Annotated in this window: 16 protein-coding genes; 10 read left to right on the forward strand and 6 right to left on the reverse strand. The window is 70.4% G+C overall.

Annotated features, from left to right (window positions below; all coding sequences use genetic code 11):
* Window positions 1-288 precede the first annotated feature (288 nt).
* A complete protein-coding gene (locus ACZ7OH_RS32585) occupies window positions 289-1,050 on the reverse strand; it encodes a DUF4253 domain-containing protein (RefSeq protein WP_400895797.1) in 762 nt (253 codons plus the stop codon).
* Between the two features lie 254 nt (window positions 1,051-1,304).
* Window positions 1,305-2,951: a DNA repair helicase XPB gene (locus ACZ7OH_RS32590; RefSeq protein WP_400895794.1), complete on the reverse strand. Its 1,647-nt coding sequence runs from the start codon at window positions 2,949-2,951 to the stop codon at window positions 1,305-1,307.
* A gap of 62 nt (window positions 2,952-3,013) precedes the next feature.
* Here ACZ7OH_RS32590 and ACZ7OH_RS32595 point away from each other — a divergent pair, with 62 nt between their 5' ends.
* The gene (locus tag ACZ7OH_RS32595) at window positions 3,014-3,619 is read left to right on the forward strand and encodes an LppU/SCO3897 family protein (RefSeq protein ID WP_470284342.1); all 606 of its coding nucleotides are present in this window, start codon (window positions 3,014-3,016) and stop codon (window positions 3,617-3,619) included.
* Here the strand turns inward: ACZ7OH_RS32595 and ACZ7OH_RS32600 are convergent.
* On the reverse strand, window positions 3,616-4,581 hold the full coding sequence (locus ACZ7OH_RS32600) for an ABC transporter substrate-binding protein (protein WP_470284343.1): 966 nt from the start codon (window positions 4,579-4,581) through the stop codon (window positions 3,616-3,618). The two genes, ACZ7OH_RS32595 and ACZ7OH_RS32600, sit on opposite strands and share 4 nt — an antisense overlap.
* 187 nt (window positions 4,582-4,768) lie before the next feature.
* Between ACZ7OH_RS32600 and ACZ7OH_RS32605 the strand changes: the two genes are divergently transcribed.
* The 9 genes from ACZ7OH_RS32605 to ACZ7OH_RS32645 all read left to right on the forward strand — a co-directional run bounded on the left by ACZ7OH_RS32605 (window position 4,769) and on the right by ACZ7OH_RS32645 (window position 14,853).
* Window positions 4,769-7,480 (forward strand): sensor histidine kinase, encoded by a 2,712-nt coding sequence (locus tag ACZ7OH_RS32605; RefSeq protein ID WP_470284344.1) that lies wholly within the window; start codon window positions 4,769-4,771, stop codon window positions 7,478-7,480.
* Window positions 7,481-7,493: 13 nt separating this feature from the next.
* Entirely contained in the window at window positions 7,494-8,171 is a 678-nt protein-coding gene (locus ACZ7OH_RS32610; protein ID WP_470284345.1) for a copper homeostasis protein CutC, read from the forward strand.
* Between the two features lie 503 nt (window positions 8,172-8,674).
* Window positions 8,675-8,887: a hypothetical protein gene (locus ACZ7OH_RS32615; RefSeq protein WP_470284346.1), complete on the forward strand. Its 213-nt coding sequence runs from the start codon at window positions 8,675-8,677 to the stop codon at window positions 8,885-8,887.
* 47 nt (window positions 8,888-8,934) lie between these two features.
* Window positions 8,935-9,888, forward strand: coding sequence for a hypothetical protein (locus tag ACZ7OH_RS32620; protein ID WP_470284347.1), 954 nt, complete (start codon window positions 8,935-8,937; stop codon window positions 9,886-9,888).
* 167 nt (window positions 9,889-10,055) lie between these two features.
* Window positions 10,056-11,702, forward strand: coding sequence for a S53 family peptidase (locus ACZ7OH_RS32625; RefSeq protein WP_470284348.1), 1,647 nt, complete (start codon window positions 10,056-10,058; stop codon window positions 11,700-11,702).
* An 82-nt stretch (window positions 11,703-11,784) separates the two neighbouring features.
* Complete coding sequence (locus ACZ7OH_RS32630; protein WP_470284349.1) at window positions 11,785-12,630, forward strand: helix-turn-helix domain-containing protein; 846 nt, start codon at window positions 11,785-11,787, stop codon at window positions 12,628-12,630.
* On the forward strand, window positions 12,630-12,788 hold the full coding sequence (locus ACZ7OH_RS32635) for a DUF397 domain-containing protein (RefSeq protein ID WP_470284350.1): 159 nt from the start codon (window positions 12,630-12,632) through the stop codon (window positions 12,786-12,788). The genes ACZ7OH_RS32630 and ACZ7OH_RS32635 overlap by 1 nt, the downstream gene beginning before the upstream one ends.
* A 9-nt stretch (window positions 12,789-12,797) precedes the next feature.
* Window positions 12,798-14,384, forward strand: coding sequence for a benzoylformate decarboxylase (gene mdlC / locus ACZ7OH_RS32640; RefSeq protein WP_470284351.1), 1,587 nt, complete (start codon window positions 12,798-12,800; stop codon window positions 14,382-14,384).
* A 1-nt stretch (window position 14,385) separates the two neighbouring features.
* Entirely contained in the window at window positions 14,386-14,853 is a 468-nt protein-coding gene (locus ACZ7OH_RS32645) for a hypothetical protein (protein ID WP_470284352.1), read from the forward strand.
* Window positions 14,854-14,907: 54 nt separating this feature from the next.
* Here ACZ7OH_RS32645 and ACZ7OH_RS32650 read toward each other — a convergent pair whose 3' ends face one another.
* The 3 genes from ACZ7OH_RS32650 to ACZ7OH_RS32660 are packed head-to-tail and all read right to left on the reverse strand — an operon-like array spanning window position 14,908 to window position 17,391.
* Window positions 14,908-15,771: an ABC transporter ATP-binding protein gene (locus ACZ7OH_RS32650; protein ID WP_470284353.1), complete on the reverse strand. Its 864-nt coding sequence runs from the start codon at window positions 15,769-15,771 to the stop codon at window positions 14,908-14,910.
* Window positions 15,772-15,790: 19 nt separating this feature from the next.
* Window positions 15,791-16,624: an ABC transporter permease gene (locus ACZ7OH_RS32655; RefSeq protein ID WP_470284354.1), complete on the reverse strand. Its 834-nt coding sequence runs from the start codon at window positions 16,622-16,624 to the stop codon at window positions 15,791-15,793.
* Window positions 16,621-17,391 carry an ABC transporter permease gene (locus ACZ7OH_RS32660; RefSeq protein ID WP_400895760.1) on the reverse strand — a complete coding sequence of 257 codons (771 nt, stop codon included), beginning with the start codon at window positions 17,389-17,391 and terminating at the stop codon, window positions 16,621-16,623. The genes ACZ7OH_RS32655 and ACZ7OH_RS32660 overlap by 4 nt, the downstream gene beginning before the upstream one ends.
* Between the last annotated feature and the right edge of the window lies 1 nt (window position 17,392).

A 17,392-nucleotide genomic window follows, 5' to 3' on the forward strand; every position in this document is an offset into this window, starting at 1 on the left:
GCCCGCTCACGCAGCTCGTCGCTGTACTTCTTCGGTGCCGGCATGCTCTGCATCCTCCCTGAGATCAGAGCCTGCACAGAACCCGGGGCGCATCAGGGTCGCTGGGTGGTCATCCCGTCGCCTGACTGAGGCCTATCACTTTGAGCCAGGCCCGCAAGCTTTGTGCTGTCCTTCTGGGCTGGTCAGGTGGTTGCGGGCCTGGCTCAAAGTGATTTTTGGGCCTCAGGCGACGGGATGACCACCCAGCTCTTTTCTGGGTCTTTGGGTGGGCTGCCCCCCCCGAGTGGCCTATGCCCAGGAAAATCGCCACAGGCGGGACTGGACCAAGCCTGATGCGTACTCTCGCAAATTGCCTGGCTGGCCTGCGAACGTTGGCAGGCTGAACGCGCGGTGCTCTGCTGCCACCGTCAATGCTCGCGCCTGGTTCCTCGGGGGTGCTGCTACCGATAGCTCCAGCGAATCGAATCCCAGTACCACCAACGTTGCTCCGAAGCGGTCCTCCCAGCTCCGCAGCACCGCTGACAGCTCTGCCACCTGGTCCGTGCACTTGATCATGCCCGTCCAGCCCAGCAGGGCCGGGATGTCCGCCGGGCGCTCGGTCTGGACCAGGCCCAGGCGGTGGGGGGCGCGGTTCGCCAGGATCGATCCCGTGTTGCCCGCCTCCGCCAATGGGTCCGACTTGCGCGCGCTCTTCTTGGCCAGCCCTGGAAACCGGGCGCCGAACGGGCGGAGGCATGCTCCGTCGCAGCACGAGCCGTCCCACCAGCGCTCCAGGGCGGCCGCCGGGTCGGCCGAGGCCACCCGGTGGTCCGCCGGGGCCAGGCGGCCTCGGTCGTCTATCCAGTCCTCGCCGTTCGCCGCGAAGCGCTGGTCGTGGGGGATCAGCACCGGCCACAAGCCGGACCTCTCGAACTCGGCCACGCAGCCCAGGTAGCGCTCGGGCCGGGTCAGCGGCAGGTCGGACACCCACAGCCGGCCGTGCCACGACCCCGGTGGCAGGGTCTGGACCGGCGGCGCGGGCGTACCGGGGCGGAGCGGTGCGATCGTCATGGACGTCCCCTCGAACTTGTGTTCGGCTGCTGCACGTCGAACAGTAGTTCGAGGGTCCGACAATTTCCAGCGATCTGGCCGCTCATCCGTTCGAGTGAATCCGCGAATCCGCAGGTCAGAGCGCCAAACGAGAGCAAAGTGGCGGAAGTTGCTCGTGTGACGATTCGCTGGGCCGAAGGAGTGGCGCGCTCAAGGGCGCCACGGGACGACGCGGCCGGTGAAGGCCGCGCGTGAGAGGTCGTCCGGCAAGGGCGTCAGAGCGGCCGGAGCAGGTCGTCCGCGTCGACGATGTGGTACGCGTACCCCTGCTCCGCCAGGAACCGCTGCCGGTGCGCCGCGTACTCCGTGTCGACCGTGTCTCGCGAGACGATCGAGTAGAAGTGCGCCTGGCGGCCGTCGCCCTTGGGACGCAGGAGCCGGCCCAGTCGCTGGGCCTCCTCCTGGCGGGAGCCGAACGTCCCCGAAATCTGGATCGCCACCGACGCCTCGGGCAGGTCGATCGAGAAGTTGGCGACCTTCGACACCACGAGCGTCCGGATCTCGCCGCGGCGGAACTTGTCGAACAGCTCCTCGCGCTCCTTGTTGCGGGTCGCGCCCTGGATCACCGGGGCGTCGAGCTCGTCGCCGAGCATCTCCAGCTGGTCGAGGTACGCGCCGATCACCAGCGTCGGCTCGCCCGCGTGACGCTCCACAATGGACTTGATCACCGGGGTCTTCGTCAACGCCGTCGCCGCGAGCTTGTACCGCTCGTCGGCCTCGGCCGTCGCGTACTCCAGGCGCTCCGCATCCGTCAGGGTCACGCGGACCTCGGTGCACTTCGCCGGGGCGATCCAGCCCTGCGCCTCGATGTCGCGCCACGGCACGTCGTAGCGCTTCGGCCCGATCAGCGAGAAGACGTCGCCCTCGCGGCCGTCCTCGCGCACCAGCGTCGCGGTCAGGCCGAGGCGCCGCCGGGACTGCAGGTCCGCCGTCATCCGGAACACCGGCGCCGGCAGCAGGTGGACCTCGTCGTAGACGACCAGGCCCCAGTCGCGCGAGTCGAACAGCTCCAGGTGCCGGTACTCGCCCTTGGTCTTGCGGGTGACCACCTGGTAGGTCGCGATGGTGACCGGCCGGATCTCCTTCTTCTCGCCGGAGTACTCGCCGATCTCCTCCTCGGTCAGCGACGTCCGCGCGATCAGCTCGCGCTTCCACTGCCGGCCGGCAACCGTGTTCGTCACCAGGATCAGCGTCGTCGCCTCGGCCTTGGCCATCGCCGCCGCGCCGACCATCGTCTTGCCCGCGCCGCACGGCAGCACGACGACGCCGGAGCCGCCCGCCCAGAACGCCTCCGCCGCCTGCCGCTGGTAGTCGCGCAGCTGCCAGTCCGTCTCGTCCAGGGCGATCGGGTGCGCTTCGCCGTCGACGTACCCGGCGAGGTCCTCGGCCGGCCAGCCGACCTTCAGCAGCGCCTGCTTCAGCCGCCCGCGCTCGGACGGGTGCACGATGACCGTGTCCTCGTCGATCCGGGCGCCGAGCATCGGGCTGATCTTCTTGTTCCGGACGACCTCGGTCAGCACCGCGCGGTCGGTGGTCGACATGACCAGGCCGTGCGCCGGGTGGTTGGCGATCTGCAGCCGCCCGAACCGGCCCATCACGTCGACGACGTCGATCAGCAGCGGCTGCGGTACGGGGAAGCGCGAGTACGTCGTCAGCGCGTCGACGACCTGCTCGGCGTCGTGGCCGGCGGCGCGGGCGTTCCACAAGGCCAGCGGCGTGATCCGGTAGGTGTGGACGTGCTCGGGCGCCCGTTCGAGCTCGGCGAACGGCGCGATCGCGATCCGCGCGTCATCGGCCTGGGGGTGGTCCACCTCCAGGAGCACGGTCTTGTCGGACTGGACGATCAGCGGGCCATCAGTCACAACTACTGTTATACGTGCCTCGCCGGTGGGACGAGGTGCCGAGGGGATCACTGGAGGGCACGTTGGCCACACCACCGTTCGACGACAACCCGTTCCGGTCGCCGAGCTACGCCGCGGCGCCCCCGCCGATGCCCGGTCGGCCGCCGGTCCCGCACTGGTTCACGACGAAGGTGAAGGTCACGCTCACCGTGTGCGTCGTCCTGGCGCTGGCCCTGGGGTCGCTGGGCGCGTGGGGGCTGAGCCGGGTGGGCAGCACCGGCACCCCGTCGGACGGCGACTGCCTGTACCTGTCGCGGGAGAGCGGCGACCGGATCGCCTACCACCACGTCGGCTGCAGCTCGGACCGCGCGAGCTACCAGGTCGAGAACACCTACCGCGGGGCCATCGCGTGCGCGTCCGGCGACTACGTGCGGTTCCGGCTGGGCTCCGGCGCCGGCGAGACGCTCTGCCTGGCCCTGAACGTCCGGTCCGGCGACTGCGTGCGTGGCCTCGACGACGAGACGACCGTCACCAAGGTGAGCTGCTCCGACCCGGCGGTGCAGGAACGCGTCCAGATCCTGTCGGGCTACGGGCGCGAAGGCGACTGCGAGCGCGCCGACAAGGTGCTGTCCTACGCGGGCCCGCCGTCGCGCACGCTGTGCCTGGCCCCGCCGGGCGAGAACATCTAGGTCCCGCTCTGGTCGGGGAGCAGGCTCTGGACGTCGAGGCGGTTCGCGAGCAACCCCGAGTTGTGCATGAGGTCGGCGACGCGCTGCAGGCGGATGCCGTTGAGCGACGCCGGGTACGAGCCGAGTGAGATCAGCGCCGCCGTCGTCGTGTCGATGTCGGAGAACTTCGGCAACGCGTCGCGGACGATGGCCGGGTCGGTCGCGCTCTGCTGGGCCGCGCCCAGCGCCGTGCGGAACGCCGCCAGCGTGCGCGGGCTGGCCTGGGCGAACGGCTTGGCCGACGCGTACGCCGACAGCGGGAAGTCGAGCGTCGCGCCGCGTGCGCCGTCGGCGAGGATGTGGGCGCCGAGGTCCTTCTCGGCGCGGGTGATGTACGGCTCGACCATCAGCGCCGCGTCGGCGTCGCCGCTCTGCAGGGCTTGCGGCATCCGGTCGAACGCGACCTGCTTGAACTTGATCTTCGTCACGTCGACGCCGGCCGTCCCCAGCACCGAACGCGCCGCGAGCGCGCCGACGTCGTCGAGCATGTTCACCGCGATCCGGGGCGACTTCTTCGACGTCGGCACGGTGTAGTCGGAGCCCGGCAGGGTCACCAGGGCCATCGTGTTCGGGCCGGCCGTGTAGGCCTCGCCCTGCAGCTGCAGGGCCGTCCCGCCGGCCGCGGCGCGGAACAGCGCGATGTCGGACCCGAACGTGACGTCGAGGTCACCCGCGGTCAGCTTGGCCAGCCCGTCCTCCCCGCCGAGCTCGACGAGCTGCACGTTCAGGCCCACGGCGCCGAACTTCCCGGCCGCGACGGCGATCCGCAGCGGGGCCGTGTCGATGGCGTTGCCCACACCGACGCGCAGGGTGGTCCGCTCCAACGGCGGCGGCGGGGCGGCCGAACCGGAATCGAACACGCCGCAGCCCGCGGTCGCCAGAAACGCCGCTACCAGCGGAATCAGCACTCCGCGTCTGATCATGAACCTTCACCTACCGCGAGAATCTGGTTCTCGTGCTGGATCGTATGGTCCGCGCCCCATACGATCGCGGGCAGGGCCGTATCGCGCCAGCGCGGCTTTCGGATCTTCATGGAGCGGGCTACCGTTCAGTAGGTTCGAGGTGCTGTCAGATCCGCGGGTTCCCGCCCGCGGCGGAAAAGGAAACCAGGTGACCCGTCGCGACAAGCGTCCCCGCAAGGGCGGCGACGCGGCGGATCCACGTCCGGCGGGCGGCCGCTGGCGGCTCCGCAACTGGCGTCTCGGCACGAAGCTCTTCGCCGTCCTCCTCATCCCCGCGCTGGCGGTCATCGGGCTCGTCGGCCTGCGGATCAGCTCGGACCTGCGCGACGCCCGGCAGCTCGCCGAGTTCGCCACCCGCAGCCGCGTCGACAGCACGGTCGCCGAAGCCCTCCACGAGCTGCAACGCGAGCGCGACCTCACCGTCCGGTTCGTCGCCCAGGACCGCCAGGGCGACACCGCCGACCTGACCGGCCAGCGCAAACGCGTCGACCAGGCGATCGGCACGTTCGAACGGACCCTCGCCGACAGTAAACCGCGGCTCGACGCCAAGGCGGCGGAAAGCCTGCAGCAGACCGACGACCGGCTGCGCGTGCTCGGCGGCCTCCGGTTCTCCGCGGAGCATTCGGCGTTCCCCGCCGACGCTGTGCTGCGCTCCTACAGCGAGCTGATCTCCGGCCTGCTCGACATCAGCGACTCGGCCGCCGCCGACGTCTCGGACCCCGAGCTCGCGCGGCTGCGCCTGGCCGGCAACGCGCTGGCCCGGATCAAGGACCAGATGTCGGTCAAGCGCGCGGTGCTGGCCGAGGCGCTTGCCGAGGGCAGCCTCAACCGCGACCGCACGCGCTCCCTGCTCGGCGCCGAAGCCGAGCTCGCCGCCGCGCGCAACGACTACCGCACGTTCGCGACCCCCGTACAGCAGCGGATGTTCGACGACACGGTGATCGGCCTGGTCGTCGACATCGGCAACGACATGGTCGAGTCCGCGCTCACCCGCACCGAGAACGGCCAGAACCTCAACGGCCTCGACCCCAACCAGTGGGACGTCTCGGCGACGCACACGGTCAACCTCGCCCACCAGGTGCAGCAGGCCCTGCTGGTCCAGTTGCAGGAACGCACGGACTCCCTGGCCGCCCAGGCGCGTACGGCGGCGATCTGGGACGGCGGCGTCGTGCTCGGCGTCCTGCTCGTCGCGGGCGTGCTGTCGGTGGTCATCGCGCGCTCGCTGCTGCGCCCCCTGCGGATCCTGCGCCGGACGGCCCTCGAGGTCGCCGAGCACCGGCTGCCCGCGGCCGTGCAGAACCTGCTCACCGACCCCGAGCCCGCGCCGGAGAACCTGCGCAAACGGCTCGCCGTCGCACCGGTCCCGGTCTTCACGCGCGAGGAGCTCGGCCAGGTGGCGCGGGCGTTCGACGCGGTGCACGGCGAAGCCGTCCGGCTGGCCGGCGAGCAGGCGATGCTGCGCGAGAACGTCAACGCGATGTTCGTCAACCTCTCGCAGCGCAGCCAGGACCTCGTCGAGCGGCAGCTGTCGGTGCTCGACCGGATGGAGGCCGACGAGCAGGACCCGGACACCCTCGCCGGGCTCTTCGAGCTCGACCACCTCGCGACGCGGATGCGGCGCAACAGCGAGAACCTGCTTGTCCTGTCCGGCCAGGACTCCGCGCGCGAGGACGCCGGCGCCGTCTCGGCCGACGAGATCATCGGCGCCGCGCTCTCGGAGGTCGAGCACTACCAGCGGATCGAGCTCGGGCCGGCGCCGCAGGTCGCCGTGCGCGGGGAAGCCGTCAACGACCTCGTGCACGTCGTCTCGGAGCTGCTGGAGAACGCGACGCGCTACTCGGGCAACGCGACGGTCACCGTCGCGAGCGCCGAGACCCACGACGGCGACTGGCAGATCGAGATCATCGACCACGGCGCCGGCATGCCGCAGGCCGAGATCGACCGCACCAACGTGCGGCTCGCGAACCCGCCGGACGTCGACGTCGAGGTCTCCCGCCGGATGGGCCTGTTCGTGGTCGCGACGCTGGCCACGCGCCACCGCATCGACGTCAGCCTCAGCCCGGGCGCGGACGGCGGGCTCGTCGCGACCGTGCTGGTGCCCACCGCCCTCATCGTCGAGCTGCCGCCGATGCCCGGCCCGCCCCCGCCCGCCGAGCCCGCCGCCGCGCCGGAGCCGGAGCTGCTGGCGCCGCTGGCCCCGCTCGCACCGGCGGAACCCGAGCCGGAGCCCGAACCGGAGCCGGAGGAGCTGACGCCGCCGTCGATCGAGGCCGGTCCGCCGCGCCGGGCGCCCGTGGTGGCCCGCGAGCACAGCCCGGAGTGGCCGACGGCGGACGACGACTCGCACCTGGACCTCGACGCCCCGACCGAGCGGATGCCGGCCTACCGCGACGTCCTGTCGCGCTGGTTCGACGCGGCGGCCGCGCCCGCGGCAGCGGCCGAGCGCCCGCCCGCCGAGCCGCTCCCGGTGGCTCCCGCGCCCCGGCCGGCCGAACCGCTGCCGCGGCACGCACTGGCCGCCGCGCTCCCACCGCCGCCTCCGCCACCGCCGCCGGTGGCGCCCGAACCGAACCCGGACGACGAGGACACCGATCCGCAGTTCGCGCCCGTCGCGCCGCCGGCCGCGATCGAGCCCGCCTACGAGTGGCCGACCCCGGCCGAGCTGGAGCAGGAGGACGGCGCCGAGGACACCTGGCCGTTCCTGCAGACCGACGACGTCGCCGCCGGGCCGGGAGCGGTGCCCGAGCAGCGGCCGATACTCTCTCTTTCCCCGGAAGCGGTGCGCGAGCGGATGACGAGCCTTCAAGGCGGCTTCCGGCGAGGGCGTCATGCCAGGGGGGACGACACCCGGAACCAGTGAAACGGATTGAGGCATGAGCTCGAAGACGCCCCTGCTGGAAGTGATCGCGCTGGACGCGGCGGACGCCGAAGGCGCGCAGGCGGGCGGGGCGGACCGCCTCGAACTGGTGACGGACATGGCGCAGGACGGCCTGACCCCGACGGTGGAAACCCTGCGCGACGTGCTTTCGGCGACCGACCTCCCGGTCCGGGTCATGTTGCGGGACAACGGTTCCTTCGCCGTCGGGGACCTCGAAGGGCTGCGCGCGGACACCGCCCGGCTGATCGACGCGGGCGCGCGCGAGTTCGTCTTCGGCTTCCTGAACATCGACAGCGAGATCGACCTGGACGCCTGTGAAGCGCTGATCAAGGAGGTCGACGGTCTGCCGTGGACGTTCCACCGCGCCATCGACCGCACCCGGGATCCGTTGCGCGCCTACGACCAGCTGGCCGCACTCGGGTGTGACACCGTGCTCGCGGCGGGCCACCCCAACGGCGTAGCCAGTGGGCTTTCCGTGCTGCAGCGGCTCGCGCAGCGCGACAGCGGTCCGGCGCTGCTCGTCGGCGGCGGACTGCGCGCGCAACAGGTCCACCTCTTGCGCGCGGGCGGGGTGCGCGGGTTTCATGTCGGGAGCGCGGTCCGGCCAGGTGGGTGGCAGTCGCCGGTCGACGCCGAAACGGTGCGCACGTGGGTGGAGCTCGTCAAATCCTGAAGAACTGCGGAAGCCGCACACCGGACGGTCGCGCCACGCGGAATACGCGGTTGTCCGGTGGGCGATCGCGTAATCCGCGAAGCGGTTGTACCAGTATTTTCGGTAATTGAATCGTGCTCCTGAAATTGCATTCGGTTCTTGCGAATGCCGAGCTGCCGTCGCGTGTGCAGGTGCACGTGCGGTGAGCCGGTTGGGCTGCTTGGCGGCTGATGACGTGGTACGCGCTGGCTATCGTGGGCGTGGACTCGTGAAACGCCGCCGTTTCCGGCGGGGCGGGGTGACCTGCGACGGGCGTGTCGCCGTTCACCCGGATGGTTCAAGAATTGTTCGGCTAGCGCGGGAGGCGTCGCTGTGGGCGCGCGTATTCGGTTCGCGGTCAATTCGATGAAAAGTCATGAGGAAACCAGGATGCCGACCATCCGGTGGATTTCCGCCGCGTGGGAACGGCTGATTCCCCGTGGTGATCGCCCGAGCGCGTCCGGAACGGGCCGGAAGGTCGAATCGTGACCGGCGCGCTACCGCGGCAACGCGGAACCGAAACCTCCGAAGACGAGTTCGCCAAGCTGGGGCTCGGCGGCTCGCTCGCCCTCACGGGCCTGCTGGCCGCCGTCAAGATCGCGGAAACCGCCACGGGTGTGGTGCTCACCGCCACCGGGGTACTCCCCGGTGCCAGTCCCTCGAAGGAGCGGGCTCCGGCCTGGCCCGGCGGGGAATGACCGGGAGCTGCCCGGCATCGGCAGCTCTCTACGGACGGAGGGCTGCCATGACGGGCAGTGAAGGGCGGGGCGGCACGCGAGTGGGTATCGCCGACGTGTGCCGGCTCGAAGACGTTGTCGCGGAACTGAGGGCCCTGGACTACCGCTACGGCGGTGGCGCCTGCCGGGCGGCCGTCGAGTCGCGGCTGCCCGCCGCCGTGGCGCTGCTGGACGGCGTGACCAAGACCGTCGTGCTGGCGCGGCTCTGCACCGCCGTCGCGGACCTCTACAACCTGGCCGGCTGGACGAACTTCGACCAGGACCGCCCGGCCGCCGCGCTGGAGGCGTTCGCGCGGGCGCTGGAACTGGCCGTCGAAGCCGGGAACGACGACCTGCAGGCCAACATCCGCTACCGCATCGGGCGGCTGCACCTGCACTACGGCGCCGTCGATGCGGCGCTGGCCGAGTTCGCGCGCGGCCGGGAGGCGGCGCTGCTGGCCCACTCCAAGCTCGCGCAGGCGATCCTGTCGGCCAACCAGGCGTGGGCGCACGCCAAGAAGGCCGACGTCACCGAGGCGCTGACCTACCTGCGCCGCGCCCGCCAGGAGTTCGCGGAAGCCGAGGGACGCGATCCGTCGCCGTGGGACGCGTTCTTCGGGGCCGCCGACCTCGCCGCGATGGTCGGCACGGTGCACGGCGAACTGGCCCAGGTGGTCGACATCCGGCACGGCCGCGACGGCATCCCCGCGCTCACCGAGGCGATCGCCGGGTACCGCGGCGGCATGACGCGCAGCCGGTCGCTGACCTTGATCTGGCTGGCCACCGTGCACGCGCTGGACGGCGACCTCGACGTCGCCACCGCCGTCGGCGAGGAAGCGATCGAGCTCGCGGGCGCCCTGCGGTCGCCCCGGACGCGCCAGCGGCTGCACTCGCTCTCGGCGGCCGCCCGGCGGTTCTCCGGCAACGCGGAGGCGCAGGAGATCGTCGACCGCGTCGATGATCTCGGGCATTCCGGACGATAATCGAATGACCATGGAAAGGTAAACGTCCCGGAAAATGAAAATGGGATCCGCGAAACGGCAGCCAAAAGTAGGTTCCTGGGCGGCCTGACGGCTTCTTATGCTTCTCGGCAACCTGCGGCGAGTATTCAAGCGCAGGCCCGGTCCCCACCGCCGAGAGGAAATTCCCCATGCGCTTGCGCAAGCTCGTCGCGGCCGCCGTGCCGCTGCCGGCGTTGCTCGGCCTCGCCGTGGCCGTCCCCGCCGCAGCGGCGACGGAACCGCTGGTCACGCTGGCCGACAACGCCGCCCCGCTCGTCAACAGCGCCCGCGTCGGCGACGTCGCGGGCGGGCAGTCGATCACCGCCGCGCTGTCGCTGAAACTGCACAACCAACAGGCTCTGGAAAAGTTCCTCGCCGATGTGCAGAACCCGGCGTCGCCGCAATACCACCACTTTTTGACCCCCGCGCAGTTCACTGCCGAGTTCGGCCCGACCCAGGCCGATGTGAGCAAGGCCGTCTCATTCCTCGAGAAATCGGGCGCGACCGGGATCGAGGTTTCCGGCAACCGCCAGGCCATCACGTTCACGGGTTCGGCGGCCCAGCTGGAATCGGCGTTCCACACCCGGATCGGGACTTACCACGACCAGGTGTCCGGCCGCGACTTCTTCGCCAACGACGCCGCGCCGACCGTGCCCGCGGACGTGTCCGCGGTCGTGGGCAACGTCGTCGGCCTGGACAACCACGCGCTGCGGACGCACGCGCAGGCCGTCGCGAAACCCAACGTCGTCAAGGCGGTGACCCCGCCGGTGCTCAAGACCGCTTACGGCACCAGCGGTCTGTCGGCGACCGGCAGCGGCGTCAAGGTCGGCTTCGTCGAGTTCGACGGCTACCAGAAGTCCAACATCACCCAGTACGACAGCACGTACGGCCTGTCGGCGGGCTCGGTGACCACGGTCGGAGTCAGCGGCGCGAACTACGACTCCTCGCCGGGCGGTGGCCAGATCGAGGTCGAGCTGGACATCGAGGTCGTCCACGCGCTGGCGGCCGCGGCGAGCGACTACGTCTACGAGGCCCCGAACACCAGCGCCGGCGAACTGGCGATGTACCAGAAGATCGCGTCGGACCACACGGTCAACGTCGTCTCGATCTCTTGGGGCGCTTGCGAATCCGCGGAGGGTTCGAGCGCGGCGAAGAGCGTCAGCAACGCGATCGCGACGGGCACGGCGGAGGGCATCTCGTACTTCGCGGCCGCGGGCGACGACGGCACGACCGACTGCTACCGCCAGACGGGCTCGACGGCGAAGGCGGTCGACTTCCCGGCGTCCAGCCCGAACGTGACGGGCGTCGGCGGCACGCAGCTGACGGTGACGTCGTCGAACGCGTACAGCAGCGAGAAGGCGTGGAACGACGGCGCGTCCAACGGTTCCACGGGTGGCGGCATCTCGACGGTGTTCACGGCGCCGTCGTGGCAGTCCTCGCAGAGCACGACGTACCGCAAGGTCCCGGACGTCTCGGCCGACGCGGCGAGCGGCTCGGGCTACTACATCTACACGGCGGGCGCGTGGCAGACGGTGTGGGGAACGTCGGGCGCGGCCCCGCTGTGGGCGGCGTTCGCGACGCTGCAGAACCAGGTCCACGGAGGCGGACTGGGCAACCTGAACCCGAAGTTCTACTCGATCGGGAACGGATCGTCGTACGGAACGGGCTTCCACGACGTGACGACGGGCAACAACACCCTGCACGGGACGACGGGCTTCAGCGCCGGCACCGGGTATGACCAGGTGACGGGCTGGGGGTCGTTCAAGGGGAGCGGCTTGTCGGGCCTGATCGGCTGAGTGTTGTGGGGGCCGGGGCTGTCGCATTCGTGCGACGGCCCCGGTTCCCGTTTTTGCCGGTGACCGGTGACACACTGCGCACATGTCAACACGAGTGGCGACGCCGAGGAGCCGGGCGCTGGGGTTCGGCTTGCGCACGGCCAGGGTGGCGCGCGGTCTCGGCATGCGCGAACTGGCCCGGATGGTCGATGTGCGGCCGCAGGAACTCTCCCATTGGGAGATCGGCACGCGGGTGCCGAAGATCGCGCAGGTAGGCCTGTTGCTCGGCGCATTGCGGGTCGAACCAGCGGAGCGGGAGCGCCTGCTGGACTTGGCGGAGTACGCGCGGGAACCCAACTGGCTCGAACACAGCATCCCGGGAATCTCACCGAAGCTCTCGGCCTTCATCGAGTACGAGCGCACCGCCTCGGCGATCTTCGCCTGGGAACCGCTGCTGATCCCCGGCCTGCTGCAGACCCCCGAATACGTGCGGACGATCCTCGCGGCCGCCGGGCGGCCCCGAGCGGAGGAAGAGTTGCGCATCAAGGTGCGCCTGCTGCGGCAGGAGGTGCTGACCGGCCGCAATCCGTCGCCCTACAGGGTGTTCCTCGCCGAGACCGCGCTGCGGCAGCGGCGCGGCGGCCCCGAGATCATGGCGCCGCAGCTCCGGCACATCGACGAGATGGCGCAGCGGCGCAACGTGAGCTTGCGAGTCTTGCCGGACAACGAGGAGTTCCACCCGGGCCTCAATGGTTCCTTCGTGGTCTTCGACTTCGCCGACCTGCCTCCGATCGTCTTTCTCGAGCAGTATCGGGGCAGCGCCTACCTCTACGATGAACAACAAGTGGCCGACTACCAGGCGGCCCGGCGGATGATGGCGACCTTGGCCCTGAGCGAGCAGGACTCCTGCGCACTCGTTCGGGAGGTGATCGCCGACTTGGAGGCGTGATGTGGCGCAAGTCCAGTTACAGCGGGACCGAGGAGAACTGCGTCGAGGTGCGTCTCGGCCCGGTGTCGCAGATCCGCGACACCAAGGACCGCTCCGGGGGCACGCTGATCGTCACTGCGGCCACTTGGAGGGCTTTCCTTCGCAAGACTAAGCATTAGTCTGGGGGCATGATCAAGCGCACGGTGCTGGACGCCACCCGCGAGCTCCTCCGCGAACTCGGCCTCACCACGTTGTTCGGCAACCCCGGCACCACCGAGGTGCCCTTCCTCACCGACTGGCCGGACGACTTCGACTACGTCCTCGGCCTGCAGGAGTCCGCCGTCGTGGCGATGGCCGATGCCTACTCGCAAGCCACGCGCCAGGCCGTGCTCGTCAACCTGCACTCCGCCGGCGGTGTCGGCCATGGGCTCGGCAGCCTCTACAACGCCTACCGCAACCGCACTCCCTTGATCATCGTCGCCGGGCAGCAGACGCGGAACCTCCTGCCGCACGATCCCTTCCTCGGCGCCATCGACGCGCCCGGCTTCCCCAAGCCCTACGTCAAGTGGTCCATCGAACCCGCCACCGCCGAAGACGTCCCCGCCGCGCTCGCCCGGGCCCACCACGTTGCGACGCAGGCCCCTTCCGGTCCCGTCTTCGTGTCCGTTCCCGCCGACGACTGGACCGCCACCACCGAACGCCCGGTCATCTCCCGGCCGCGCATCCGCGGGTTCGCGCCGGATCCCGAGGCGATCGACGAACTCGTCGCCGCGCTCGAAGGCAGTGAACGGCCGGCCATCGTCGTCGGGGGAGCCGTCGACCAGGACGGCGCCGTCGTCGAGACCGTTGCCCTCGCCGAACGGCTCAACGCCGGCGTTTACGTCGCTCCCATGTCGTTCCGGTGCTCCTTCCCCGAGGACCACCCGCTGTTCCAAGGCTTCCTCGACCCCGAACGCGGCGCCGTCTCGGACAAGCTCGCCGGGCACGACCTCGTCCTCGTGCTCGGGGCGCCCGCCTTCACCTACCACGTCGACCGCGGACGCGGCGAAGCTCCGCTGCCGCCGCTGTTCATCGTCAGCGACGACGAGCAGATCCTCGCGCGCGCCTTCGAAGGCACCGGTATCCGTGCGACGCCGAAGCTGGGTATCCGCGCCTTGCTGAACGTCGTCGACCGCAGCACCCGGCCCGCGCCGGCCCCGTTGGAGCGTCCGGCGAAGCCCAGTGACGAAAAGCTCTCCGCCGAGTTCGTTTACTCGACGCTCGCGGACCTGTTGCCGGACAACGCGATCGTCGTCGAGGAGACGCCGAGCCACCGCGGCATCCTGCACGACCACCTGCCGATCACCGCGACCGACACGGGCTTCCTGACGATGGCCAGCGGCACGCTCGGCTACGGCGTCCCGGGCGCGGTCGGTGCGGCGCTCGCCCGTCCTGAGCGCAAGGTCGTCGGCGTGGTCGGCGACGGCTCCAGCATGTACGGCATCCAGGCCCTCTGGACGGCCGCGCGCCAGGAGCTCCCGGTGACGATCCTGATCATGGACAACTCGGAGTACGCGGCGGTCCGCATCCTCGGCGAGACGATCGGCGGCGCGAAGCTCCCGGGCACCGAACTGGGCGGCATCGACTTCGCGGCGCTGGCGTCGAGCATGGGCTGCCAGGGCATGACGATCACCGAGCCGTCGGGCCTGGTCCCGGGCTTGACGTCGGCGTTGGCCGACCCGCGGCCGACGTTGGTGCACATCAAGGTCGCGGCGTCCGACCGGACGCTGTACTGACTTGTCGACAACCGAAGAACTCGAAGCGGCGGTGGCCCGGCTGGCCGGGACCCGGGTCACCGGCTTCGACCGGACCGTCGACATGGTCGAGGTCGGCTTTCGGCGCGGGGACGGCGAAACGCGCTTGCACGCACCGTGCCCGTTCAGGGTGACTCGCGGAGACTTGATCCTGCTCGGCTCGGAGGACATGCGCTTCCCGGCCACGCGCGACGGAAATCCCCAGTCCGCCTTCCGCGACCGCGCGACGATGTTCGAGCGCAAGGCGCGCCGGCTGACCGAGCGGTTCGAGGCCGTCGAATACTTCGTGGAGACCACAGAACTCGGGCCGGCGGGCCGGTTCCGCCTTCAGCTCGGCGACGGTGTCGTCGTCGAGGTGATGCCCGCCTGCGCAGGCCCGGTCGAGCAGTGGCGGCTGTTCGACCGGGACACCGACCAGCACGTCGTCTACCCGGACTCCGCGGACAACTGAAAAGCCGCGGCGGACCAGGAAGATCCGCCGCGGCTTCGATTGTCCTAAGTGGACTCAGCTGCCGGTCTTGCTGCTCTCCGAAACGTCCGAAGTCTGCTCCGCCAGCTCCCACTCCGCGGCATCTGAAGCAGCCGTCGCGGCCTCCGCGGGACTGCCGCCGTGCAGCAGCCGGGCCACTTCGCCGCGCAGCGTCACGAACTCCGCCGACTCGCGCGTCGTGATCTGGTCCCGCGCGGCGGGGAGGCCGACCGGCAGGTCCGCCACGATCGACGCCGGCGACTTCGACAGCACCAGCACCCGGTCGGACAGGTAGACGCTCTCGTCGATGTCGTGCGTGACGACCAGGATTGTGCTGCCCTGCTCGCGCTGCACGCGCCGGGTGAGGTCCTCGAGCTCGAAGCGCGTCTGGGCGTCGACCGACGCGAACGGCTCGTCCATCAGCAGCAGCGCCGGCCGGCTGGCCAGCGCGCGAGCGATCGACACTCGCTGCTGCATGCCGCCGGACAGCTGCCACGGGAACTTCCCGCCGACGCCCGAAAGCCCGACCTGCTCGAGGGCCTCGGCCGCCCGCGTCCGCCGCTCGGCCTTCGAAATCGGCCGCCAGCGCAACGGGAACTCGACGTTCTTCTGCACCGAAAGCCACGGGAACAGCGACCGGCTGTAGTCCTGGAAGACGACGGCGAGGTCGTCCGGCACACCCGAGACGCGGTCGCCGTGCAGGCTCACCGTGCCCTCGGTCGGCGGGGTCAGCCCGGCGACGCAGCGCAACAGCGTCGACTTCCCGCAGCCCGACGGGCCGACGATGCTGGCCAGCTGCCCGGCCTCGACGGTGAACGACAGGTCGTTCACCGCGGTGTGCGCCTTCGCGCCCGTGCCGTAGCGGTGGCTGAGGCCGGACACTTCGAGCATGGTTGACATGGGAGAGGCCTTTCCAGCGTCAGTCACGGCCGAGGCGGGTCGGCTGCCAGGCCAGCACCCGCCGCTCCGCGGCCAGGAAGATCGTGTTGAAGACGTAGCCGAGGATGCCGAGCAGCACCAGCCACGACCACATGGTCGGGAAGTCGAAGTCCTGCTGGGCGTTCAGCAGCGACCGCCCGATGCCGTTGTACGCGCCGACCAGTTCGGAGACGACCATCAGCAGCAGCGAGATGGACAGGCTGACCCGCAGCCCGGCGAAGATCTTCGGCGCCGCCGCGGGCAGTACGACCATGCCGACCCAGTACCGCTTGGGGGTCCGGAACGACCGGGCCGTCTCCACCTTCACCTGGTCGACCGAGCGGACGCCGTCGACCGCGTTGAGCAGCACCGGCCACACCGAGCCGAAGATGATCGACCCGATCTGCATGCCCGAGCTCAGCCCGAACAGCACCGCGAACACCGGGATCAGCGTGGGCGGCGGGATCGAGCGGAAGAACGCGAACAGCGGGCCGACGTAGTCCATCGCGGTCGCGGACCGGCCGAGCAGCACACCCAGGACGATGCCGACGATCGCGGCCAGCGCCCAGCCGCCGAGCGTCCGGCCGAGGCTGGGGAACACGTTGTCGAACACCGCGTCGGTGAGGAAGAGGTGCGACGCGGGTCCGGTGAACCACAGCTTCGCGGCCGCGGTCGCGATCTCCGTCGGCGGCGGGAAGAACTTGCTGCCGCCCGCGCGGGCGGCGAACTCCCAGACCACCACGAGGATCGCGAACAGCAGCCAGTTGCGGACGACGGTCGCGGCGCCGCGGGCGGCGCGCCGGCCCACCCGGCCGGAGAGTGTCGCCGCGGTCATGCGATCGCCTCCCGGTCGACGGTGCTCCAGCGGAACAGCCGCTTGCCCAGCTGCTCCAGACCTTCGTTGATCAGGTACCCCAGCACCCCCGCGACCACGGTACCGGCCAGCACCAGGTCGAACCGGATCGAACCGGTGCCGGCGACCAGGATGAAGCTGCCGAGGCCGACCTCGGACCCGGCGAGGAACTCGACGCTGACGACGGCGATCAGGGAAATGGTCGCCGAGAGCCGGACGCCGGTGAAGACGAACGGCGCGGTCTGCGGCAGCGCGACCGACGAGAGCATGCGGAACCGGCTGGTCCCGCACGCGCGCGCGGTCTCCATCAGCACCGGGTCGATCTCACCCATGCCGTAGATGGTGTTGAACATGATCGGCCACAGCGACGCGTACACCGCCAGCGAGATCTTCGCCTCCGGTCCGGAGCCGAGCACCAGCAGCACCAGCGGCACCAGCGCGGTGACCGGGATCGGGCGGAGGAACTCGACGATCGCGGCGGTGGCCGTGCGCAGCACCGGGACGCTGCCCAGCAGCAACCCGGCCGGCACCCCGACGGCGATGGCGATGGCGATGGCGATCAGCCAGGCCAGCATGGTCGCGACGATGTCGCGGATGAAGGAGGGGTCGCCCAGCAGGTGCCCGACGGTGACCAGGACGACGCTCGGCGGCGGCGTGAACGTCTTGCTGACCAGGCCGACCTGGACGACGACCTCCCAGAGCAGGAGAAAGCCGACCAGGCCGGCCAGGCCTCGGAGCAGTTTCTTCACG

Source organism: Amycolatopsis sp. NPDC114478 (genome assembly GCF_055633805.1).